Origin of the sequence: Klebsiella sp. K-3 (genome assembly GCF_051207495.1) — a bacterium.
In the GTDB taxonomy this organism is placed as follows: domain Bacteria; phylum Pseudomonadota; class Gammaproteobacteria; order Enterobacterales; family Enterobacteriaceae; genus Klebsiella; species Klebsiella aerogenes.
This window is the reverse complement of sequence record NZ_JBPNXF010000010.1, coordinates 159,241-181,313: the sequence shown is the minus strand read 5'-3', so window position 1 is coordinate 181,313 and position 22,073 is coordinate 159,241. Positions and strand designations below refer to the sequence as shown.

Annotated in this window: 18 protein-coding genes and 1 pseudogene; 6 read left to right on the top strand and 13 right to left on the bottom strand. The window is 58.7% G+C overall.

All coding sequences use genetic code 11. From position 1 onward, the window contains the following. Positions 1–455 precede the first annotated feature (455 nt). Positions 456–2,528 (top strand): TonB-dependent siderophore receptor, encoded by a 2,073-nt coding sequence (locus ACSEMK_RS18050; protein WP_430915295.1) that lies wholly within the window; start codon positions 456–458, stop codon positions 2,526–2,528. A 95-nt stretch (positions 2,529–2,623) separates the two neighbouring features. On the opposite strand, the gene ACSEMK_RS18045 is transcribed toward ACSEMK_RS18050, so the two are convergent. The 7 genes and pseudogenes from ACSEMK_RS18045 to ACSEMK_RS18015 all read right to left on the bottom strand — a co-directional run bounded on the left by ACSEMK_RS18045 (position 2,624) and on the right by ACSEMK_RS18015 (position 9,656). Then, positions 2,624–3,400 carry an ABC transporter ATP-binding protein gene (locus ACSEMK_RS18045; protein WP_430915245.1) on the bottom strand — a complete coding sequence of 259 codons (777 nt, stop codon included), beginning with the start codon at positions 3,398–3,400 and terminating at the stop codon, positions 2,624–2,626. After that, positions 3,394–4,389: an ABC transporter permease gene (locus tag ACSEMK_RS18040; RefSeq protein WP_087857892.1), complete on the bottom strand. Its 996-nt coding sequence runs from the start codon at positions 4,387–4,389 to the stop codon at positions 3,394–3,396. Before ACSEMK_RS18040 ends, ACSEMK_RS18045 begins: the two co-directional genes overlap by 7 nt. Next, positions 4,370–5,407, bottom strand: a complete 1,038-nt coding sequence (locus ACSEMK_RS18035) for an ABC transporter substrate-binding protein (protein WP_430915246.1) — start codon at positions 5,405–5,407, stop codon at positions 4,370–4,372. The genes ACSEMK_RS18040 and ACSEMK_RS18035 overlap by 20 nt, the downstream gene beginning before the upstream one ends. Continuing rightward, positions 5,404–6,378 carry an ABC transporter substrate-binding protein gene (locus ACSEMK_RS18030; RefSeq protein ID WP_213316767.1) on the bottom strand — a complete coding sequence of 325 codons (975 nt, stop codon included), beginning with the start codon at positions 6,376–6,378 and terminating at the stop codon, positions 5,404–5,406. Before ACSEMK_RS18030 ends, ACSEMK_RS18035 begins: the two co-directional genes overlap by 4 nt. Positions 6,379–6,383: 5 nt before the next feature. Further along, a complete protein-coding gene (locus tag ACSEMK_RS18025) occupies positions 6,384–7,478 on the bottom strand; it encodes an acyl-CoA dehydrogenase family protein (RefSeq protein ID WP_430915296.1) in 1,095 nt (364 codons plus the stop codon). 34 nt (positions 7,479–7,512) lie between these two features. Next, positions 7,513–8,617, bottom strand: a pseudogene (locus tag ACSEMK_RS18020) (LLM class flavin-dependent oxidoreductase). A 145-nt stretch (positions 8,618–8,762) separates the two neighbouring features. Beyond that, a complete protein-coding gene (locus ACSEMK_RS18015; RefSeq protein WP_430915247.1) occupies positions 8,763–9,656 on the bottom strand; it encodes a LysR family transcriptional regulator in 894 nt (297 codons plus the stop codon). A gap of 107 nt (positions 9,657–9,763) precedes the next feature. On the opposite strand from ACSEMK_RS18015, the gene ACSEMK_RS18010 reads away from it, so the two are divergent. Then, entirely contained in the window at positions 9,764–10,369 is a 606-nt protein-coding gene (locus ACSEMK_RS18010) for a cysteine dioxygenase (protein WP_113374131.1), read from the top strand. Beyond that, complete coding sequence (locus tag ACSEMK_RS18005; protein WP_430915248.1) at positions 10,362–11,942, top strand: rhodanese homology domain-containing protein; 1,581 nt, start codon at positions 10,362–10,364, stop codon at positions 11,940–11,942. Before ACSEMK_RS18010 ends, ACSEMK_RS18005 begins: the two co-directional genes overlap by 8 nt. 54 nt (positions 11,943–11,996) lie before the next feature. On the opposite strand, the gene ACSEMK_RS18000 is transcribed toward ACSEMK_RS18005, so the two are convergent. Together ACSEMK_RS18000 and ACSEMK_RS17995 are read right to left on the bottom strand one after the other, a co-directional pair. Next, entirely contained in the window at positions 11,997–13,400 is a 1,404-nt protein-coding gene (locus ACSEMK_RS18000; protein WP_430915249.1) for a CBM96 family carbohydrate-binding protein, read from the bottom strand. Between the two features lie 80 nt (positions 13,401–13,480). Beyond that, on the bottom strand, positions 13,481–14,200 hold the full coding sequence (locus ACSEMK_RS17995) for a polyphenol oxidase family protein (protein ID WP_113374134.1): 720 nt from the start codon (positions 14,198–14,200) through the stop codon (positions 13,481–13,483). Between the two features lie 136 nt (positions 14,201–14,336). On the opposite strand from ACSEMK_RS17995, the gene ACSEMK_RS17990 reads away from it, so the two are divergent. From ACSEMK_RS17990 to ACSEMK_RS17980, 3 genes are read left to right on the top strand one after another with little or no spacing between them, the layout of a single operon-like run. Then, complete coding sequence (locus ACSEMK_RS17990; protein WP_113374135.1) at positions 14,337–15,395, top strand: ABC transporter substrate-binding protein; 1,059 nt, start codon at positions 14,337–14,339, stop codon at positions 15,393–15,395. After that, positions 15,385–16,392, top strand: coding sequence for a FecCD family ABC transporter permease (locus ACSEMK_RS17985; RefSeq protein WP_411325702.1), 1,008 nt, complete (start codon positions 15,385–15,387; stop codon positions 16,390–16,392). The genes ACSEMK_RS17990 and ACSEMK_RS17985 overlap by 11 nt, the downstream gene beginning before the upstream one ends. Beyond that, on the top strand, positions 16,389–17,138 hold the full coding sequence (locus ACSEMK_RS17980) for an ABC transporter ATP-binding protein (RefSeq protein ID WP_411325703.1): 750 nt from the start codon (positions 16,389–16,391) through the stop codon (positions 17,136–17,138). Before ACSEMK_RS17985 ends, ACSEMK_RS17980 begins: the two co-directional genes overlap by 4 nt. Here the strand turns inward: ACSEMK_RS17980 and ACSEMK_RS17975 are convergent. From ACSEMK_RS17975 to ACSEMK_RS17960, 4 genes are all read right to left on the bottom strand, one after another. After that, on the bottom strand, positions 17,125–17,862 hold the full coding sequence (locus tag ACSEMK_RS17975) for a substrate-binding domain-containing protein (RefSeq protein WP_430915250.1): 738 nt from the start codon (positions 17,860–17,862) through the stop codon (positions 17,125–17,127). The genes ACSEMK_RS17980 and ACSEMK_RS17975 overlap by 14 nt on opposite strands. A 58-nt stretch (positions 17,863–17,920) precedes the next feature. Then, positions 17,921–18,757: a shikimate dehydrogenase family protein gene (locus tag ACSEMK_RS17970; protein ID WP_411325705.1), complete on the bottom strand. Its 837-nt coding sequence runs from the start codon at positions 18,755–18,757 to the stop codon at positions 17,921–17,923. A 15-nt stretch (positions 18,758–18,772) separates the two neighbouring features. Then, positions 18,773–20,095 (bottom strand): MFS transporter, encoded by a 1,323-nt coding sequence (locus ACSEMK_RS17965; RefSeq protein WP_430915251.1) that lies wholly within the window; start codon positions 20,093–20,095, stop codon positions 18,773–18,775. A 76-nt stretch (positions 20,096–20,171) separates the two neighbouring features. Next, complete coding sequence (locus tag ACSEMK_RS17960; RefSeq protein WP_430915252.1) at positions 20,172–22,022, bottom strand: bifunctional sugar phosphate isomerase/epimerase/4-hydroxyphenylpyruvate dioxygenase family protein; 1,851 nt, start codon at positions 22,020–22,022, stop codon at positions 20,172–20,174. Between the last annotated feature and the right edge of the window lie 51 nt (positions 22,023–22,073).

Sequence of the window (22,073 nt, the reverse complement as noted above, 5' to 3'; positions counted from 1 at the left end):
GTCAAATCAAAATAAATCTCATTCTCTTTTGATCATGAAGGGGATGAATGTAGTAGTCAATACTGTGCTGCATGTTACTTCCTTCACGTTCAGCACATCATAGGGAGACAAAATGAATTTTATAAATACTATTTATAATCAATAAAATAAGATCATCACATCACCTGGTACAGGCTGCTAAATTGCGCTTTTCTTCAGCGCAGCTTTTTTATCTTACATAACATTTACTACTACATTTCTTCGTGTTTGAATAATTCTCAATTACATATCTGAAGGCGCATTCAGACGCTTAACGGATAGGTTTTATTTTCAGGGCAATGATTTAATTGGCTTTATCTGACCGCAAAGGCAGATTCGTTCACGAGAAACAGATAATGACTCAACCCTATGTCGCCTGCAGGACGTTGCAAGGGCGCGCGCTTTTTTCGCTTCTTTTTTTAGCCTCACCGGGATTAATAGCCGCAGAAAATAACGCGGCAAAGAATACCAAGGACGCGGAGGACACCATTACCGTAGTGGCTGACGGCCGCCAGCAGAACGCCACCAGCGGTTATCAGCCGCTGAGTTCGTCCACGGCGACATTGACTTCAATGCCGCTGCTGGATATTCCGCAGGTGGTGAATACCGTCAGCGACCGGGTGCTGGAAGATCAGCACGCTACCTCGCTGGATGAAGCATTGTATAACGTCGCCAACGTGGTGCAGACCAATACCCTCGGCGGTACCCAGGATGCCTTTACCCGCCGCGGCTTCGGCGCCAATCGCGACGGTTCTATCATGACCAACGGCCTGCGTACCGTTCTACCGCGCAGCTTTAACGCCGCTACCGAGCGGGTTGAAGTTCTGAAGGGCCCGGCCTCGACGCTGTACGGCATTCTCGACCCCGGCGGGCTGATAAACGTGGTCACCAAACGCCCCGAGCGCCAGTTCTCTGGTTCGGTTTCCGCCACCTCCAGCAGTTTTGGCGGCGGCACGGGTAGCTTCGACGTGACCGGGCCAATCGAAGGCACAAATCTGGCCTATCGACTGATCGGCGAATATCAAAATGAAGATTACTGGCGTAATTTCGGCAAGAACAAAAGCAGCTTTATCGCCCCTTCCCTGACCTGGTTTGGCGATAGCGCAACCATTACCGCTTCGTATTCACATCGCGATTACAGCGCCCCCTTTGACCGCGGCACGATTTTCGATCTCAATACCGGCCACGCGGTCAACGTCGACCGTAAAACCCGTTTCGATGAAGCCTTTAATATCACCGATGGTTATTCCGATATTGCCCAACTGAACGCCGAGTATCGTCTTAACAGCGCCTGGACCGCGCGCTTTGATTACAGCTACAGCCAGGATCACTACAACGACAACCAGGCCAGGGTAATGGCCTATGATTCTGCGACCGGCAACCTGACCCGCCGGGTCGACGGCACGCATGGCTCAACGCAAAAGATGCATTCCACCCGCGCCGATCTACAAGGCAACGTGGTGATCGGCGGCTTTTATAATGAACTGCTGACCGGCGTCGCCTATGAGAATTACGATCTGCAGCGTACCGATATGCTGCGTTGTAAGAACGTGAAAGGCTTTAATATTTATCATCCGGTTTACGGCACTCTCGATACCTGTAATACCGTTTCCGCTGCCGATAGCGATCAGCGCATCAAGCAGGAGAGCTATGCGACCTATCTGCAGGACGCCCTGTACCTGACCGATAACTGGATTGCCGTGGCCGGCGTACGCTACCAGTATTACACCCAGTATGCCGGTAAAGGCCGTCCGTTTAACGTCAATACCGATAGCCGCGATGAGAAATGGACGCCGAAGGCTGGCCTGGTCTACAAGGTAACGCCAAACGTGTCGCTGTTTGCTAACGTCGCCCAGTCGTTTATGCCGCAGTCGTCAATTGCCAGCTACATCGGCGAACTGCCGCCGGAAGAGTCCACCTCTTACGAAGTCGGCGCGAAATTCGACCTGTTAGAGGGTATCACCGCCAATATCGCGTTATTTGATATTCATAAACGTAACGTGCTGTATACCGAAAGCATCGGCGACGAGACGGTGGCGAAGACCGCGGGTAAGGTTCGCTCGCGCGGCGTGGAGGTGGATCTGGCGGGCTCGCTCACCGATAACCTCAGCATCATCGCCAGCTACGGCTATACCGATGCCAAAGTGCTGGAAGATCCCGATTATGCCGGTAAACCGCTACCGAACGTGCCAAAACATACCGGTTCGCTGTTCCTGACCTATGACATTCATAACGTCTATAACAGCAACACCCTGACCGTTGGCGGCGGCGGCCACGCGGTCAGCAAACGGTCCGGCACCAACGGCGCGGATTATTATCTACAGGGCTATGCGGTGGCCGACGTCTTCGCGGCCTATAAAATGAAGCTGCAGTATCCGGTAACGCTACAGGTGAATGTGAAGAACTTGTTCGATAAGACCTATTATACCTCGTCAATCGGCACCAATAATCTCGGCAACCAGATTGGCGACCCGCGTGAAGTGCAGTTTACGGTGAAAATGGATTTTTAAGCCTTACCCTGCCCCGGATAGCGGCGCGCTGCGCCTTATCCGGGCTACCTCCCCTCAGCCCCTGCTGCGGGGAAATACCGGATGATGCATTTGGCTTACCAATCCTCTTCCTGGCCGAGGATACGCAAAATATCCTGCCGATGCTGCAATAGCAGTGGATTGTCGCGATGGCGGGGAAACGCCAGCGGAAGCGTAAACTCAGCGATAATGCGCCCCGGCCGCGGCGACATCACCAGCATCCGCTCGCAGAGCAGCAGCGCTTCTTCAATATCGTGGGTCACCAGCAGGCTGGTATAACCCTGCCGCTGCCACAGCGCAATCAGTTCGCGCTGCATGCTGATACGGGTAAGCGAATCCAGCTTACCCAGCGGCTCATCAAGCAGCAGTAGACGCGGTTCATTGAGCAACGCGCGCGCCAGCGCCGCACGCTGCGCCATCCCGCCGGAAAGCTGCCGCGGCCACGCCTCGCTAAACGCCTGCAGCCCGATGCGTGAAATCAGCGCGTCGGCCTTCGGCTCCTGCCCCTTTTTCCCCTGCGCCTGCGGCCCCAGCAGCACGTTTTGCCGCACCGTCAGCCACGGATAAAGCGTTGGGTCCTGGAAAACCAGGATCCGTTCCGGCCCCGGCCCGCCTATCGCCGCATCGTCAATCTCAATATGCCCGCTTTGCTGTGGCTCCAGCCCCGCCAGCAGACGCAGCAGCGTCGATTTACCGCATCCTGAGGGGCCAAGCAGCGCAACGCTCTCCCCTGGGCGCAGTTGCAGGCTGATATTTTCCAGCACCGGCACCGTCTGTTTGCCCAATGTAAAAGCATGATGAAGATGACGTACCGCCACCGCCGCACCGGTCGAAACTGTCTGGGCACTTACCATTGCATTCCTCCGCGCTGCCAGCTCAGGAGCCGATCGCGAATCATAAATAGCCCGCTAATCAGGCCGGAACATAACAACGCCATCACGAATAGCGCCGCGTACATATTCGGATAGGCTGCCCAGCCCTGCGCCCACTGCAGATAAAAACCGATCCCGGATTTGACGCCGACCATTTCGGCGACAATCAGCACTGAAAACGACGCGCCAAGCCCCATAAATAAGCCGACAAACACGTTCGGCAGCGCGGCGGGGATCGCCACGCGCAGGATCAGGAACCGTTGGCTGGCTCCCAGCGTTCGCGCCACGTCATACCACGCTTTATCGATACCGATGACCCCGGACCAGGTTAATACCGTGACCGGGAACCAGGTGCTGAGCGCGATTAAAAAAACGCTGGCGCCGAAGCTTGAAGGAAAGATAAACAGGCATAGCGGCAGCAGCGCGGTGGAAGGCACCGGCCCCAGCAGGCGTAATACCGGATGCACCCAATAGCCAATACGCTGAGACCAGCCAATCGCCAGCCCGCTGATAAACCCGCAACTGGTGCCAAGCAGCACTCCGAGACCAAGCAGCCCCAGCGAATGCAGCAGGCTATCAAGCAGCCGCGGCCAGTCATCGTGCAGCACTTCAATCAGCGCCTGCGGCGGAGCGAAAAACGGCACCGGCAAAAACGCCGTCTTAGCCGTCAGCCCTTCCCATAGCGCGAAGAGCACCGGCAGCAGCGCCAGCCATTTTCCGGCACGCTGCAAACGAGCGCCCCGCTGGCGCCAGTAACGGTAACTCAGCGTCAGTAACAGCAGTCCGCCGCCGAGAGTGAACTGCGCCAGCGCCCACTCCTCGCTAAACGGCCAGCGCCGACCGGCATCGGGCCAGGCCTGTGTGAACAGGCCGCCCAGTAGCCATAGCGCGGCGGCAAGCCCGCCCTCCGTCCAGAGCAGAGCGCCGAGCCCCGGTCGGGCGAGCGCGCGATCAGGCGAAAACGTTGACATAAATACTCTCCGCAAACTGATGAGGATCGGTTCCCGGTTTGATGACCTGTACCCGCTGCAGATCCACGGCATACTGCGTCAGCTCTTTAACAAAAGCCTCGCCCACCGCATGATGGCCGTGCCCCTGGCCGTGAAGAATGCCGCTCACCTCCGCTTCGTTAGTGTTTAGCGCATGGGCGAGAAAAGATTGCGCCACGCTTTCCGGGTGCGCGGCGGCATAGCTGTGCGCTTCCAGAATCGCCTGGGTAAGCGCGGCCGCCGCCGGTTTATGAGCGCGCGCAAGGGAACCGCTGACGCCCAGCACGCAGCAGCTCAGATTGGCGTAATCGCCGGTCATATTGCTGGCGATTAGCTGATATTTGCCGGTTTCCAGCAGGCGATAGCTAAAGGGTTCGCTGCCGCTAATGGCGGCGATTTCGCGTTTATCCAGCGCCACGCTGAGCAGGTCGGCCGGATAGACTTTCCACTGCACATCGCTAATCGGGTCGATACCGTGGCGTTTCAGCAAGATGGCGAAGAAGTTTTTATCCGGCCCGGCCATATCGGTGACGCCAATGGTTTGCCCTTTCAGGCTCTCCAGACCGCTAAAAGGCGAGTTTTTGGCCGTCAACAAATTCAGGCAGCCGCCGTGCGTTCCGGCAGTAAGTTTGACGTCAAACCCCTGCTCCAGCGCCTTCAGCCAGCGTAACGCCATGCCTACCCCGGCGTCGGCCTTGCCGGTGGCAATCGCTTCCAGCAGGACATCCGTCGAGTTACCAAAGTTAACAAACTCAACGTCGAGATTATATTTACTAAAAATCTTCTGTTGCTCCGCGACGGCGACCGGCGCCAGGCACACCGCGCTTTTGTTGATCGCCAGCTTGATTTTGTAAGGCTGCGCCAGACGCAGCGCCGGATGTTCATCGCCGCTCGCCATCTCCGCCATATCGTGAGCCCATAGCGGCACAGACGCCCCGGCCAGCGCCAGACCGCCGGTAAATTGTAAGAAACGACGACGGGTAAAACGTGTGGTCATCATGGCGCCGCCTCCGCATGAACCGGCGCGACCGGCACGTTAAAGCCGTTATCAAATGTCGGCGTTACATCGAGCTTTGCGCGAATGAGGCCGTTGGCAAGATAAAAGTCCGCCGTCGACTGCTGCTGGGCGACCGTCGGCGCGTCCAGCCGCTGCCACTGCGACTGGCGGTTGGCAAACTGCGCGCGGGCGATCTCCGCCGGGAAGCGAATGATCTCCCCCAGCGTTTTGCCATAGCTATCGAGATTGGCGTATGCCCAACGCTCGGCGCCGGCCAGTCGGGTGAGATAATCCTGAAGCGCCGCGCGCTTTTGTGGATCCTTCAGCGCATTATCGGTGGCGGCCAGGAAGGTATTACCCGGCAACAGCCCTTTACCGCTCACCAGAATCTGCCCTTCGGCGGTTTTCACCAGTTGCGTGGTATAGGGCTCCCAGGTCGCCCAGGCATCTACCGAACCGTTAAGCAGCGCGACTTTCGCATCCACCGGGCCAAGGAATACCCACTGGACATCCTTCGGCGAGACCCCCGCCTGCTCCAGCGCTTTCAGCGCCACAAAATGGCCAATTGATCCTTTACCGGTGGCAATGCGTTTACCTTTCAGATCCGCCGCGCTTTTTAACGCGCTGCCGGGCGGCACCAGCACGGCGGTCCCCGCCGGGTTGCTCTTATCGACGGCAATAGCTTTTACCGGCGCGCCGTTCGCCAGCGCGAACAGCAGCGGCGCATCGCCGATAATCCCCACGTCAACCGCGCCGGCGTTGAGTGCTTCAGCCAGCGGCGCGGCGGCAGGAAACTCCGCCCATTTAATATCGTAAGCGAGGTTTTGCAAGGCGTTAGCAGCCTCCAGTTGCGACCGCATGCCGCCTTTTTGATCGGCAATTCGCAGCGTGATTCTTTCCTGAGCCGCAACATAGCCGCTCAGCGTCAATAGCATTAGCGCCCCGGCTATGCGGGTAAAATGAGGTATGCGCATCTTAATTATCCTTGTTGTTGAAAAGCGTGTTTACCCGCCGCCTGCCACGCGCTGTCGTTCTGCGGCGTATGTACCCGCCCGCACAGGACGTTGCGATAGTGGCGTTCCAGAGGATTTTGCCGGCTTAAACCATGATTGCCGGTGAGTTCAAGCGCCAGATTGACCGCCAGAATGGCGTTATCGGTGATAGTGACTTTCGCCAGATTGGCCTCAATAGCGGAAAAGCCCAGCTCCGCGGCATTCTCCAGCAGAGCGCGGTTAACCAGCAGTAGCCCCTCTATCTGCCCCACTTTTTCCTGTACCCGCGGCAGACTGGAAAGCGGTTGTCCAAGATTGCCGGGAACCCGCGCACCAAGCCACGCGACAAGCCAGTCGCGCGCCGCGCGGGCCACGCTGTCGTAAATCGTCGCCAGCAACGCCGTATGACGGTTAGCAAACAGACGAAATTGTTCGGCGTCCGGCGCGGGCGGCTCGTCGGCAGGCCAAACGTCTACCGCGTGCCCGGCGGATACCTGCACGTTTTTCAGCACCACCTCGTGACTGCCGGTGGCCCGCATGCCTACGTGATCCCAGCTTTTCACTACGCTGATGCCCTCGCTGTCGGCAGGGACCAGCCAGCTACCGACCAGCGGCGGGTTGTCGTCGCTGCGCGCCCACAGCGCCAGCCAGCTCAACCCTTCGATACCGGTGGTATAAATTTTGTGACCGTTAATCAGCCAGCCCCGGCCGTTACGGCTGGCTATCGTTTGCGGCAGGCCGCCGCGCGCCGGAGAGCCCAGATCCGGCTCGACGCGCAGGCTATTGATCAACCCGCCGTTTGTGAGCGCATCATCAAACACGCGCTGGCGTAGCGGCTCAGCCCAATGCGTATTTTCCGCCAGCCGCAGATGATGTAGGTACTGCATGCAGACAATCAGCGCGGTCGCCGGTTCGCCCCAGGCGATGGCGGCGATAGCCTGTTGCAGTTCGGCTAAACTGGCGCCTGCACCACCATACTGCGACGGTACGGCAAGGCTTAAAAACCCGCGTCGACGCAGAACGTCAATATTGCGATGGGGAAAATCGCCGCTGGCATCAAGGCTGGCAGCCTCCTCCGCCATCAGTTGGCGGATCTCGGCAAGCTGCCGCGGCCAATCAGCAATAGGGTGTTGCCTCACGATGCACGCTCCGCCACGGCGCGCAGCGCGGCTTTTTCGCGGGTAATCGGCAGTAGCGCTTTGCCATACTCCTGCGCATCGTTCAGGGGGTCGAATCCGCGGATCAGGAAGTTACGTACGCCGAGGTCGTAGTAGTCGAGCAGCGCATCGGCAACCTGTTCCGGCGTGCCGACCAGCGCGGTGGAGTTGTGGCCACCGCCCACCAGCTGCGCGATGCCGGTCCACAGGCGTTTATCCACCACCTTGCCCTGCGCCGCCGTAGCCCGCAGACGCTGCGCGCCAACGCTATCGGGCTTGGCTTTAAAGCCCCCTTCACTCTGCGCCGCCCGCTCGGTGGCGACATGCAGAATATGCTCGGCCTTCTCCCAGGCTTCCGCTTCGCTATCGGCGATTATCGGCCGGAACGACACGCTGAAACCGATCTCGCGCTGATGTTTTGCCGCTTCGGCACGTACCCGCTGGATAGTTTCCGCAGTCTGCGCCAGCGACTCCCCCCATAGCGCGAAGACGTTAGCGTGTTTACCGGCAACCGTAATTGCCGCCTCCGACGAGCCACCGAAATAGAGGGGAATATGCGGTTTCTGCAGCGGGCGAATGGCTGACCAGGCCTGTTGCGCCTGATAAAAATCATTATCGATGTCCACTGGCTGTTCGGCGGTCCAGACTTTGCGGATGGTATCGAGGAAGGCGTCGGTGCGCGCATAGCGCTGGTCGTGGTCGAGATAATCGCCGTCACGGCGCTGCTCGGCATCATTGCCGCCGCTGATAATATGTACCGCCAGCCGGCCGCCAAGCAGATGTTCAAGAGTGGCGAATTTACGCGCGGCGAGAGTTGGCGAGACAAAACCGGGGCGATGCGCCAGCAGGAAAGCTATCTTTTGCGTCGACAACCCCGCCAGCGCGGTCACCAAAAAGCCATCGGGTTGATCGGACCAATGCCCCACCAGCAGACGGTCAAACCCCGCGGCTTCATGTGTTTGCGCGAAGCGCACAATATAATCACGGTCAAAAATCGGCCCTACCGGGGCGATGGTTTCTGACGACAGGCGGTGGCCGATCATGCCGAGAAACTGAATGCTCATACAGAACTCCTGGTAGCAAGGTAATGAATGGGCCGCGGCGGCGGCGCGTTTTCATTACCCTATACACAGGCACTTAATGAACAAAATGCATTTTTATCATAACTTAATATGCAAGATAAGCATTTCTTAAAATAACATATACGTATCAGAAAGATGCGTTAAGTTGCTGGACCACTTTTCCGGCGAAAAAAGTCAGCGGCTGGCTGAGGTTAGCCAGATTCTGCGCATGTACCAGCCACAGATGCACTTGCGGCTGAAAATCCGCGAGCGTAAGCGTGGCTACTTCGTCGCGCCACGGGCTGGCCGCCAGCGCGGCGCGAGGCACCAGGCCAAGCCCCAGCCCCTGCGCCACCAGGCTGATTTGCAACTGGGCGCCGGCGGTCTCGACGTTCAGCGCCAGCCGCAGCCCCTGCGATTGTAGTTCGCGGATTAGCCCGGCCCGCAGACCACAGCCGTCGGGATTCAGTATCCAGCCTCGCTGCGCACAGTCGCGCAGCGCTCCGGCGTGCAGTCGCCAGCTTTTCGCCGCGATGACCACGATATCCAGCGGACACAGCAGCCTCCCGCTGTAACCATCAACAAAGCGCTGCTGTTGCGGTCCCATCGCCAGAACACCATCCAGTTCGACGCTCTCCAGCCGTTTTTGCAACAGCCCGCTCCAGCCGCAGGTCACCTGCGGCTCCAGAGCCGGGAACTGCTGGCGTAGCGCGCTCAGCGCCGGCTGGAGGGCGATTTCCGCCACGCTCTGCGGCACGCCAAGACGCAGAACGCCCTGCGGCTCCGCCTCCGGGTCAAGCAGACCGTACAGCTTTTTAGTTTCCCGCTTGATGCTCAGACATTGTTCATACACCCGGTGCCCGGCGGCGGTGAGCGTCAGGGGCCTGGTCTGGCGCTCCAGCAGCGTCACATTGAGGGTTTGCTCAAGGCGCTGAAGCCGACGGGTAATGGCCGATTGGGTAATGCCAAGATATTCCGCAGCCTGGTTTAGGGAGGAAAACTGCACGGTAGCCAGCAGAGCATCAATGTCGTCGATACGCATACAATCCTTAATGTGATTTTTGCATATTAATATATGCGGAAATTGCATTTTAATTATATTAACGCCTTTGCTAGCGTAATGACCAGTCCCGACAACAGGAAACCACCATGACCGCACCGCGAGTGGAAAAATTACGCCAGTTCATTCAAGACCTTGATGCCCTGCATCGCCAGTTTACCGATGAGGCCCCCCTGCTCGACGCCGTCGCCGTGCGCCTGGCTTCGCTTGTGCAAAAAGATGACTGGTTACCGGAAGAGTACACCCTACCGCATCCCCACCACTATCAGCAGTATTTGCTGCATGCCGATTCCGGCCAACGTTTTTCGATTGTCAGCTTCGTCTGGGGGCCGGGGCAATCGACGCCGATCCACGACCATCGGGTCTGGGGAGCCATCGGTATGTTGCGCGGCGCGGAGGAGAACCAGCGCTACCGACTCGACGAACGCGGTTTACCGATCGCCACTGGTCCTGCTGAACGGCTTTCACCCGGCAAGGTGGAAAAAGTCTCTTCCCGCGATGGCGATATTCATCGGGTGAGTAATGCGCTAGCGGACCACGTCTCAATCAGTATTCACGTCTACGGCGCTAACATCGGCGGCGTCCGGCGTGCTGTTTATACCGCGGATGGGATCGCCAAACCTTTCGTCTCCGGTTACTCCAACCGCCACTTGCCCAATATCTGGGATCTCTCAAAGGATAATGAATATGCCTGACTACAATTACCGCCAGCCAGCCGAGGTGCGCCAGGCGCTAATCGATGGCGCGGAAGTGGCGCTCATCGATGTTCGCGAAGAGGCCGCATTTGCCACTAACCATCCGCTGTTTGCCGCTAATTTGCCGCTCAGCAAGCTGGAGCTGGAGATTTTTCGCCGCGTGCCGCGCCTGACGACGCCGATTACCCTCTACGATAACGGCGAAGGTCTCGCGGAGCAGGCCCTTGAACGGCTGCAACGCTGGGGCTATCAGGATGTCGCGCTACTGGCAGGCGGACTGACGGGCTGGCAGCGTAGCGGCGGCGAGCTCTTTCAGGACGTTAACTCACCGAGCAAAGCGTTCGGCGAGCTGGTAGAGAGCGAACGCCAGACGCCGTCGTTGAGCGCTGAGGAAGTGAAGGCGCTGATCGAGGGGCCACAGCCGGTCGTGGTGGTCGACGCGCGTCGTTTCGATGAATATCAAACGATGAATATTCCCGGCAGCATCAGCGTGCCCGGCGGGGAGCTGGCGTTACGCATTGAAGGCCTGCTGCCGTCGGCGCAAACGACAGTGATCGTTAACTGCGCCGGCCGTACCCGCAGCATTGTCGGTACCCAATCGCTGCGCAATGCCGGCTTAGCCAATCCGGTATACGCACTGCGCAACGGTACCATCGGCTGGACCTTAGCCGGACTGGAACTCGAGCACGGCCAACAGCGGCGCTACGACGCCGATTTCCGCGCCTCAGCGCAACGCGTGGCTGCGGTGACGCAGTTGGCCGAGCGCGCTGGCGTGGCCTTCATTGATGCCCCGACTTTAGCCCGCTGGCAACAGCAGCCGAGCCGCACCACCTATCTCTTTGATGTTCGCAGCCCCGAGGAGTATGCCGCAGGCCATCTGCCGCACAGCGTGAATGCCCCTGGCGGCCAGCTGGTGCAGGAAACCGATCATTACGCCAGCGTACGCGGAGCGCGGATTGTGCTGGTCGCCGATGATGAGATCCGCGCGCCGATCGCGGCGTCCTGGCTGGCGCAGATGGGCTGGGAAGTGGCGGTTTTACGCGATGTCCGCGTTGAGCAATTGAGCGAACGCGGCGTTCCGCCCGTCAGCGTACCGCCGGCGCCGCAGGCTGAGGAGATAACCCCAGCGCAGTTAGCGGAACAATTGCGCGAACCCGGCACCGTGGTACTGGATTTCACCACCAGCGCGAACTATGTCGCACGGCATATCCCCGGCGCCTGGTGGCTGGTGCGTTCACAGCTGCGCCAGGCGCTTGAGCTCATCCCTCCCGCAAAACGTTACGTTGTCACCTGTGGCAGCAGCCTGCTGGCCCGCTACGCCGTGCCTGAAGTCGCGGCATTGACCGGTAAGCCGGTGCAACTGTTAAGCGGCGGGACGCTGGCGTGGATTGATGCCGGGCTGGCGCTGGAACAGGGCGAGACGCATCTGGCAACAGCGCGCAGCGATCGCTATCGACGGCCTTATGAAGGAACCGATAACTCCGCTGAGGCGATGCAGGCTTATCTCGACTGGGAGTTTGGTCTGGTGGAACAGTTAGCCCGCGATGGTACCCACGGCTTTAAGGTGTTGTAAGTCAAAAAACCGGTGGCGACACGGCCACCGGGAATAGCTTACCTTTATTGCGAATTAAATTTCCGGGGTGGTTTTAAAACCAACCAGCATCAGGATCGGCTGCTTCTGCGCCGCTGCGGCGTCAAACTGATAGTGGTTGCCCTGACGGTCGCCGCCGATGTACCAGGAGATTTCGGTTTTCCCTTCCGCCAGCGCCTTACGCACCGCTTTATCGATATCCACCATCCGATACTCACGAGATGAATTGAGATACAGTTGAGCATCTGAATTGTAGCTGCAGGTCGGGCGATGCTTCCAGGTCACGCTTGACGCACTCCAGCTATTGCTGGCCGGATAGAAGAAAATCTGATCCGCGCCGTTGGTTTCAACCTTGCCGCCGTACAGACGCAGACGATACTTAAACAGCGACGCATCCTGATCTTTCGGCAGCGCCGGGATTTTAAACTTCACCAGGGTCAGGGTTTCCGGGTTGCTGGTACGGCCGCCGTTCTTCCAGTTATCGGAAATCTGCAGCGCTTCAGGCGCCCCGAAGTTAACATTCGGCTGCGCGCTCTCGACCACCGCGTTTTCTTCCGCCAGCGAGAAGCTATAAGGCACGTTGGTCCCACAATCCATACCGTCATTCATACAGTGTTCGGTCATGAAGTGCGCGCCCTCGACCGTCCAGCCGTTCATGAAATCCGCATGGGCAGTATAGATGCTGCCCCACTTCTCTTCACGTTTATCGCCCTTCATAACCGGGTCCATCGACAGCTCAATTTTCGCCGTGTCCAGTGATTTAATCTGCGGCAGCACGTAGGCGATATTCATATTAACCGTCGGGATTTTTACCGGATAGTCGGCCGGGCAGGCGCCGTTGACATCATAGGCGGCATTGCTGTGACCGTGGCTCGGTTTGAGGTTGACGCCATCCCAGCAGTTGGGGAACTGAATACCGATATTAAACTGTACGGCATCGCCCGCTTTACGCAGGCCGCAAACCTCACCGGCTTTGTTGCTATAGCCTTTACCGTTGGCGCACAGGAAGGTTATCCGCGAGCTCGGCGCGGAGCCGTGGTGGTCGCCAGCCAGCAGCTCTAACCCCGACGGGAAAGGATGCAGCGGATACTGTTCGACTTTGGTCGCCTGATAATAGGTTTTCTGATAAGCCGGAGTGACAATTTGTCCATCCGGCAACTTCATTGACGGCGCCCAGTATGCAGAACTGTCGGCCTTGTTATCACAGGTGGTTTCCGGCTGTGCGCGCAGGGTTTGATAGGTTGAGACCGCGTCGGTGTGGCTATTGCCGAAGAAATCATGCCACATCGCCTGGTTGGGCATGCCGAACATCATAATCGCGTCGTCGCCAAGGGTGTGACTGTAGCCGCATACCGCCTGGGCTTGCGGTCCTGCATGGGCGGAAAAAGCGCTGGCGGCCAGCAGCGGCGTCAGGGCCAGTACAACTGAGTTAGCTTTCATTTTACGATCCTCCTTGTTTGAAGGACCGTAGAGATAGCAAGCGTGCGCCGATGTTACACATCAGCAAACATCATTTTATCTCATTCACGCATAATCCATGAATACTGGAAGGTTTTCGCCGCCGGAAAATGGGTACGCCGACGGTAGGAGCCGAGCGCCTGCGGCGTACAGTAGGTACAGCTTCCCAGCCATTCGGTATTTTCCGCCGCCACCCCGGCCTGTTGCAGCACCCGTTGCGCCAGCGCGCGGAGATCGAACCACAGATTATCGCTACCGGTCGCCTGCGCTTGCCCGGTTCCTGGTGGGGCGAGGCGCTGATGAAAGAGCTCGTCGCTGTACCGTTTTGCCAGCTTGCCCGCCGGCATGGTCAACAGCGTTCGATAAAAATCGGCCGAAACCTCATAGCAGCAGGCGTGAATATGCGGCCCGCAGACCACCACAATCTCTTCTGTCGCCACCTGATGCTGGTGAAACAGCGCCAGGCTGTTTTCAATAATGCCGCTCGCCGCTCCGCGCCAGCCGGCATGCACGCTGCAAACATAGCGCCCATCCCGCGAAGCCATTAACAGCGGTAAACAGTCGGCGGTGACGACGCCGACCTTTTGCCCACGCAGCGCCGTAAACACCGCATCGGCATGCGGCCGCTCTGCCTGCGGCTCCTGATAGTGATGAACAACATTGCCGTGCACCAGCTTAACCGGCGCCATTTCGCTGTACGGAAAGGCGGCGGTTTCGTGCACATCAAGAAAAGCGTAACGAATACCGGGAATATCACTTAACAAGCGGGATGGATAAGACATAACGTCGCATGAATGGATTGGTGGTGGATTTACCGTAGGCCAAGGCCGCTCGCTACGCAAGATGTTGATGCTTTGTTTTTGGCATCGCTATATAATTTAGTATATATCGATTATTCTTCTCCAACCGGGTTAATCCATGTCACCACACCGTTTACTTTTAGGCCTGGCGCTGTGTAGCGCCAGCCTGTTCACCAGCCAGGCCTTTGCCGACCGCACCGTTACCGATCAGCTGGGCCGCCAGGTTACGCTTCCGGATCACATCACCCGCGCGGTCGTCCTGCAGCACCAGACGCTTAATCTCCTGGTCCAGTTGAATGCCGGCGACGATATCGTTGGCGTGTTAAGCAGCTGGAAAAAACAGCTCGGGCCGCAGTTTGTCCGCTTTATGCCCGCTATTGAAAATCTGCCGACGCCGGGTGATTTAACGCAGGTCAATATCGAAAGCCTGCTGGCGCTGCATCCGCAGGTGGTGTTCGTCGCCAATTACGCGCCGCAGGCGATGATCCAGCAGATCCAAAATGCCGGTATTCCGGTTATCGCCATCTCTCTGCGCCAGGACGCGGCGGGAGAGAAAAGCAAAATGAATCCGACGATGGCCAATGAAGAGCAGGCCTATAACAACGGGCTCAAACAAGGGATCCGCCTGATTGGCGAAGTCGTCGAACGCCAAAGCCAGGCCGAAGCGCTGATTGATTACACCTTCGCGGCACGGGCAGAAGCTAACGCCCCGGTCGCCGGTATCCCTGAGAATCAGCGGGTGCGCGTGTACATGGCCAACCCGGATCTCAACACCTACGGCTCCGGCAAATATACCGGTCTGATGATGAAGCATGCCGGGGCGCTGAACGTTGCGGCCGCGACGGTTAAGGGGGCGCGTCAGGTCTCGCTGGAACAGGTTCTGCAGTGGAACCCCGAGGTGATCTTCGTCCAGGACCGCTATCCGCAGGTGGTCAAACAGATTGAAAACGACCCGCAATGGCAGACGATAGACGCGGTGAAAAACCACCGCGTATGGCTGATGCCGGAATACGCCAAGGCCTGGGGCTATCCAATGCCAGAGGCATTGGCGATAGGCGAACTGTGGATGGCGAAAAAGCTCTATCCTTCCCGCTACCGGAACGTCGATGTCGATGCCAAAGCGCAGGATTACTATCAACGCTTCTACCGCGTGAAATGGACGCCGAATGCGCAGTAACCTTCACTGGACCCTGCTGCACGGCGGGCTGGCGGCGGCAACGTTATTTATCGCTATCGCTTCGCTATGCCTGGGGCAGTACCCCCTCAGCCTGAATGAGGTCTTTCATGAGCTTACGCATAGCGCGTCCGCCAGCGCCGTCGCCGGGCAGATAGTCTGGTCAGTCAGACTTCCCAGGGTAGCGATGGCGCTGCTGGCCGGCGGCTCGCTGGGGCTATGCGGCGCGACTTTACAGGGCGTATTCCACAACCCGCTGGTCGACCCGCATATCATCGGTGTGACCTCCGGCTCCGCCTTCGGCGGCACGCTGGCGATCCTGCTAGGTTTTGACATCATATCGATGATGGGTTGCACCTTCTTCTTCGGCCTCGCCGCGCTGATGTTGGTTTATCTGATTGCCAGGCTACAAGGGCGTGAAAACACGCTGGCGCTGATCCTTTCCGGCATTATTCTCAGCGGTTTCTTTGCCGCGCTGGTCAGCCTGATGCAGTACCTTGCCGATACGGAAGAAACCCTGCCGAATATCGTTTTCTGGCTGCTCGGCAGCTTTGCCACCGCCAACTGGCACAAAGTGCTGTCCATGGCGCTGCCGGTCGCCGTCGCCGCCGTTATCCTGCTAAAGCTGCGCTGGCGTATCAACCTACTGGCGCTGGAGGATAAAGATGCGCACGGTCTTGGCGTTTCGGTGGCCAAATTGCGCCGCGGAGTGTTGGTTTGCTGCGCGGTGCTGGTCGCCGCCCAGGTCGCGGTTAGCGGCAGCATCGCCTGGGTCGGGCTGGTGATTCCGCATCTGGCGCGACTGCTGGTCGGCGCCGATCACCGCCGCCTGCTGCCAACGGCATTCTGGCTCGGCGGCGCGTTTATGGTGGTGGTGGACGACCTGGCGCGCACCTTAACCCAGGCGGAGATTCCAATTGGCATTATTACCGCCCTGCTCGGCGCGCCGCTGTTTACCCTTTTACTGATTCAGTCTCAACGCCGCGGAGTGGCCCAATGAACATTTCCTTATCACTGGACGCCCTGCGCTATGGTCATCGTCAGCCGCTCTTCGCCCCACTATCAATGCAGTGCCGTCACGGGCAAATCTGGGCAATTCTGGGCGCCAACGGTCGTGGTAAAAGCACGCTACTGGATACCCTGACCGGCGTTCTGCCGCCGCTCGGCGGGAAATTTAGCGTGGAAGGCGGCGTCGCCATCGTGCCGCAGTCATTTCGTCCGGCGTTTGGCTGGCAAGTGCGCGATGTGGTGCTGATGGGGCGCGCCCGCCACGTCGATCTGTTAGCGCAGCCGGGGCCGGAAGATGAACGGGAGGTTCAACAGGCGCTGGCGCAGTTGGGGATCGCCGCGCTGGCCAATCAGCTTTTTCGCGCCCTGTCCGGCGGTCAGCAGCAGTTGGCGCTCATAGCCCGCGCGCTGGTCAGCGCCAGCCAGAACATCCTGTTAGATGAACCTTGCTCAGCGCTGGATCTGGCCAATCAACAGATTGTGTTACAGCTGATTAGCGACCTTGCTCATCGGCAGAAACGCACGGTGATGTTCACCACCCATGATCCGACTCACGCCCTGCAGGTCGCCAGCCATACCCTGCTGCTGTTGCCCGGCGGCGAATGGCTGGCGGGAGAGTCATTCGCAGTGCTCAGCGAGACAAACCTGCGCCGCGCCTACGGCCTGCCGGTCCACAAAATCCATCATCCCGGTAGCGCGGTGCCGTTACTGGCGCCGCAGTTTACTATCCATCGTTAACGGCCAAAAAACCTGCCGCGCGCAGAAAGTTCTGCCCTTCTTCCGCGGTGATAAAGCGCCGTAGCTGCCGCGCGGCGGCGCTTTCCTCAATTTCCGCCAGTTGATATTCGCAGCGTATATTCCACGGCTCGGGAATGAGTAACGTGCGAAACTGCGCGCTCTCCGTCATCTGAACCGCATAGTGGGCGTAACCGATAAACAGATCGGCAAAGTCTTCGCCAATCAGCCACGCCCCAGCGGTAATGCCCGACGGCACAGTCAGCGACGCCCGGCCGCCGACCAGCTGCTGCGCCCGGGCCATCAACGCCCGTCCGAGCCCCGGAAAGCTGGCCTCAAGGCGAGCGAAAAGCTGCCATGTGTAATCACCGGAGGGATCGCAGCCCGGCGTGGAGGTCGCCAGCCGCAGTCGCCCGTCGCGAAGCAACGCCAGCCAGTCAGCGCGATCGGTGTCAGGCGTGCGGCGCGCGGTCAGCATCAGCCGGTTGGCGGCAAACGAACAGCAATTTTTCGCAAGCCCGGCCTGCAGCAGCGCCTGAGGGTGTTCGGTATTCGCACTGGCGAACAGCGAGCAGCGTTCACCGCCTTCAATGCGTTCGCGCAGCAGACCGGCCGGGCCGAACTGCGCCTCGACCAGAATGCCGCTAAGCTGCTGAAATCGCGCCAGCAGCGGGAGGAAAGCGCTTTTCAGGCTCCCCGCCGCCAGCAGCGTCAATGAAGTGGTCATTACACGAATCGCTATAAAGACAAAAACATAACGCTAGGGTAACGCCTTTTTTGCTGATTCAGTAGCGAATTTCGGCCCGTTCGCGCAGTTGTTCCGGCGTCGCCACCGGGAGCAGGAAGAACTCGAGATAGGCCGGGATCATCTCGAATAGCATATCGGTACCGCGCTGAATCGGGCACCCCAACGTCTGCGCCGCCCGCAGTAGCGGAGTGTATTCAACGCTCATCACCACCTCGCCAACCCAGGTGCGCGGCGACAGGCGCGAAACGTCCAGCGGTAGCGGATCATCCGCTTTCATACCCAGCGGCGTGGCGTTGACCACCAGATCCTGCGCGATGGGATCGCGCTGCATCAGGACGAGCTCCAGACGTGGATAGTGCTGATGCAGCCGCTCCGCCAGCGCCTCGGCGGCGGCTTCACAGGTGTCGAACAGCGTCAAGGTACTGACCCCTGCGGCCGCCAGCGACGCGGCAATCGCCGAGCCGACGCCGCCGCAGCCGATCACCAGCGCTCTCGCCCCTTGTGGTTGAAAGCCCTTGCGCTTAATCCCCAGAACAAAACCTTCGCCATCGAACATATCGCCGCGCAGGCTGCCATCGACTTCGCGACGGATGGCATTACAGGCACCAGCGATTGCCGCCGTCGGGCTCAGCTGGTCTACCAGCCCGCAGGTAGCCATTTTATGCGGCATGGTGACCAGCGCGCCGACGATATTCGTCATGGAAAACAGCGCTGGCACCAGCGCCGCGTAATCCGCTGGTTTCACCCCCATCGGCACCACTTTGACGTCCGCCTCACAATGGGACAGCCATGGGTTATAAATCATCGGCGCTTTAAAACTGGCGGTCGGATAACCAAGATGCGCTATCAGCCGCGTATGACCACTAATGATCATGCCCTACTCCTGTCGTTACTGCGAAAGTTCGATGCGTTTGACATCGCCAAGAATAAACAGATAGGCCACTACGCCAAGCAGCGCCGCGCCGCCGATATAGACCAGCGCGTAGAAGAAACTACCGGAAGCGGCAACGATAAAACCGATAATCAGCGGCGTGAGGATCCCCGCCAGATTGGTACAGAAATTAAAGATGCCGGCGGTTATCCCGCCAAGCCCCTGCGGCGCGATATCGGAGATTAGCGTCCAGCCGAGGCCAACCATTCCCTGGCCGAAGAAGGCAAATGACATCATCAGGATCACCGCCAGGTCGCTCGGCAGCCAGTTGGCGGAAATAATGCTACTGGCCATCATCAGCCCGACGACGATAGGCAGCTTACGCGCCAGATTGGCCGAACCGGTGGCTTTCAGCAGCTTGTCGGAGAGCCAGCCGCCAAACAACACGCCTCCCGCTGCGGCGAGAAACGGCAGGATGGCGAAGAAGCCCACTTTCAACCACGCCATGTGGCGTTCGGTCGCCAGATACGTTGGAAACCAGGTCAGGAAGAAGACCAGCACGGTGTTACCGGCAAACTGACCGACGCTGGCGCCAATCACCTGTCGTTTTGCCACCAGCTGGCGCACCAGCGGCCAGCTAAAAGCGTTTTGCTGCTGCTGCGCGGTAGCCAGTCCGCCGCCGCGAAGAATATGTTCGCGTTCACTGTCGCTCAGGCGGCTATCCTGATGGGGTTCGCGGTAGCAACGCCACCAGACCAGCGCGAACAGGATGCCAACAACCCCGACGCTGATAAACAGCGCGCGCCAGCCGAAGCTGCCCATAATCCAGAACAGCAGCGGCGAGAAACAGGCCAGCCCGAGATATTCGCCGACGGTGTAGACCGCCGTGGCCTTCGCGCGCTCCTGCTGTGGAAACCAGGTACTCACTACCCTGCTGTTGACCGGAAAACAGGGCGCTTCACTGACGCCAAGCCCAAAACGACACAGCAACAGCGTTTTCAAGCCAATTGCCATACCGTGAAATAAAGTGAACAGCGACCACAGCGCCAGGGAGAGAAAATAGGTCACCTTATTGCCGAAGCGATCGAGGAAAATACCGCCGGGAATTTGCGCCAGCGCATAGGTCCAGGCAAAGGCCGAAAAGACAATTCCCATGATGGCGGCATCAATGCCGAGCTCGGCGGTCAGTCTCGGCGCGGCGATACCGAGCACCGTGCGGTCGAGATAGTTAATCATCGTGCCGACGGCCAGCAGCGCCAGGATCCCGATACGCCGCCGGGAGCGTGGCGCGGTGGTCGCGGTATCCACCGCCGTCGCCTGGTTATGGCTATAAGAATTCATAGTCGTTTCCTGTCTTGAGTACAGATGAATGTTGTTATTGTGTTTGCGATGTTGTGTTGTGAACCATTTGCTACGTTTAACTGTACTGCATGGCCGAAAGGCGGACGGCGGCATTTACCGCGCCGTACTGGGCGTAACCGTCGCGCCGTTCGGTCAATTCGAAGAAGAAGCGCCCCGCCACGAATGGACGAGTATAAAGATGGAGGAATTCGCCGCCGCGGGCATCACGGTCGTAGAGAATTTGCAGGCGCTGCAATGCCTCTACCTGCGGCTCTTCGCCAAAGCGCGCCAGCAGATCCTCATAGTAATTCGCCGGGATAGGCAGCGCGTTCAGCGCGGCCTGCGGCAGACTTTCGAGCGTTGCGGGTAAATCGCGACAGGCGAAAGCGGCGTGCTGTAGCCCGGCGCCCTGATAACAGGCGACCGACCGCGCAATCTGCGTGGCTCGACTTTGTGAAATATTCAGCGCCAGACGGATATCGCCCTGCGGACTATGAACCGCCAGGCTGCGTACCAGGCCGTATGGATCGGGCAGCGTCTGTTCATGTTCGAGACTGAAGCCGAAAACCGTACGGAAAAAGATAATCCAGTTGTCGCGGCTGTCGGCCTCCATGCCTAACGCCAGATGGTCAATACCGCTGTAATCGTCGCGCGGCGCTGCTGCCTGTAAATGAAAATCGCGGGCGTAGATGTCGTCACCGGTTTCAACCAGGTATATCAGGCTGCCATCCGGGGCGCAAACCGCCGGGATCGAACTCTCATTAGGCCCGGCATCCCCCTGCCAGGTGGCATAACCGTAGGCGCGGGCGCGCTCCACAACCGGCGCGCTGCGGTTTACCCGCAGCGCCATTGCGCACAACGAGATGCCGTGGCGCTGATGAAAATGGTCGGCCCAGCTGTGCGACTGCGCGTTAACAATCACCCGCGCTTCACCATTGCGCCAGAGCGCAACCTGCTTAGACCGATGCTTGCCCTGGAGCTTAAAACCCAACTGCGTCAGGCGCTGGCCAAGCGCGATAGACTCCGCCGGACTGGCGGCGAACTCAATAAATTCCAGACCGTCATAGCGCGGTAGCGCAGGTGGTGAAAATAACGCCGCATCGCAATCCGCAAGCTGCCGATGGGTCTGCTCCTCGAGCCACAGCAACGACCGGTAGCCATCTTTTGCCGTGGCGCCGTTGGGTGAGGCGCGAAAGCCGTCATTGAATATCTCCAGCGACCAGGGTCCGCGATAGCCGCAGAGGGTCAGTTCACGGGCGAAATCCACCAGCGGCAGTTGCCCCTGGCCCGGGAAGCAGCGGAAATGACGGCTCCATTCGAGAACATCCATCTTCATCAACGGCGCGTCAGCCAGCTGCAGGAAGGTGATTTTCTCAACCGGCACCTCGGCAAGTCCTTGTAGATCATCCCCGAGCGACAGAATATGGAAGCTATCAAGGACGATGCCCATCGCCGGGCTGTTCACCCGCTGCACCCGTTCCCATGCCTGACGCCAGCGGTTAACGTGGGTTCCCCACGCCAGCGCTTCGTAGCCAATGACGATCCCTTCCTGCTCGGCAAGATCGGCCAGCATGCGCAGGTCGGCGACCTGTAGTTCGATATCGCCAGAACAGTCCGGCTGGACATTGCTACAGAGCAGCATGGTATTGCAGCCTAATTCATGCATCAGAGCGAATTTCCGCTTAGCCCGCTGCAGGTTAGCGGCAAACTGCGCGCGGCTGGCGCCCTCGAAATCTCGAAAGGGCTGAAAAAGCGTGATTTTTAGCCCTAATTCAGCGGCAAGGTTGCGAATATCGCGCGGCGTGCCCGTATAATAGAGCAGATCGTTTTCAAAGATTTCAACGCCCTGATAACCGGCCGCGGCAATAGCATGCAGCTTTTCGGTTAAAGTACCGGATATCGAAACGGTAGCGATGGAACGCAACATAAGAGTCCTCGGGTCATCAATCGACATGAGCACTGACTATGTATCATTTGG

Excerpts from the sequence above, each read along its gene's own strand:
- ACSEMK_RS18045 (WP_430915245.1), bottom strand. The coding sequence starts at position 3,400 with ATGGTAAGTGCCCAGACAGTTTCGACCGGTGCGGCGGTGGCGGTACGT.
- ACSEMK_RS18040 (WP_087857892.1), bottom strand. The coding sequence starts at position 4,389 with ATGTCAACGTTTTCGCCTGATCGCGCGCTCGCCCGACCGGGGCTCGGC.
- ACSEMK_RS18035 (WP_430915246.1), bottom strand. The coding sequence starts at position 5,407 with ATGATGACCACACGTTTTACCCGTCGTCGTTTCTTACAATTTACCGGC.
- ACSEMK_RS18030 (WP_213316767.1), bottom strand. The coding sequence starts at position 6,378 with ATGCGCATACCTCATTTTACCCGCATAGCCGGGGCGCTAATGCTATTG.
- ACSEMK_RS18025 (WP_430915296.1), bottom strand. The coding sequence starts at position 7,478 with ATGGCGGAGGAGGCTGCCAGCCTTGATGCCAGCGGCGATTTTCCCCAT.
- ACSEMK_RS18015 (WP_430915247.1), bottom strand. The coding sequence starts at position 9,656 with ATGCGTATCGACGACATTGATGCTCTGCTGGCTACCGTGCAGTTTTCC.
- ACSEMK_RS18010 (WP_113374131.1), top strand. The coding sequence starts at position 9,764 with ATGACCGCACCGCGAGTGGAAAAATTACGCCAGTTCATTCAAGACCTT.
- ACSEMK_RS18005 (WP_430915248.1), top strand. The coding sequence starts at position 10,362 with ATGCCTGACTACAATTACCGCCAGCCAGCCGAGGTGCGCCAGGCGCTA.
- ACSEMK_RS18000 (WP_430915249.1), bottom strand. The coding sequence starts at position 13,400 with ATGAAAGCTAACTCAGTTGTACTGGCCCTGACGCCGCTGCTGGCCGCC.
- ACSEMK_RS17995 (WP_113374134.1), bottom strand. The coding sequence starts at position 14,200 with ATGTCTTATCCATCCCGCTTGTTAAGTGATATTCCCGGTATTCGTTAC.
- ACSEMK_RS17990 (WP_113374135.1), top strand. The coding sequence starts at position 14,337 with ATGTCACCACACCGTTTACTTTTAGGCCTGGCGCTGTGTAGCGCCAGC.
- ACSEMK_RS17985 (WP_411325702.1), top strand. The coding sequence starts at position 15,385 with ATGCGCAGTAACCTTCACTGGACCCTGCTGCACGGCGGGCTGGCGGCG.
- ACSEMK_RS17980 (WP_411325703.1), top strand. The coding sequence starts at position 16,389 with ATGAACATTTCCTTATCACTGGACGCCCTGCGCTATGGTCATCGTCAG.
- ACSEMK_RS17975 (WP_430915250.1), bottom strand. The coding sequence starts at position 17,862 with ATGACCACTTCATTGACGCTGCTGGCGGCGGGGAGCCTGAAAAGCGCT.
- ACSEMK_RS17970 (WP_411325705.1), bottom strand. The coding sequence starts at position 18,757 with ATGATCATTAGTGGTCATACGCGGCTGATAGCGCATCTTGGTTATCCG.
- ACSEMK_RS17965 (WP_430915251.1), bottom strand. The coding sequence starts at position 20,095 with ATGAATTCTTATAGCCATAACCAGGCGACGGCGGTGGATACCGCGACC.
- ACSEMK_RS17960 (WP_430915252.1), bottom strand. The coding sequence starts at position 22,022 with ATGTTGCGTTCCATCGCTACCGTTTCGATATCCGGTACTTTAACCGAA.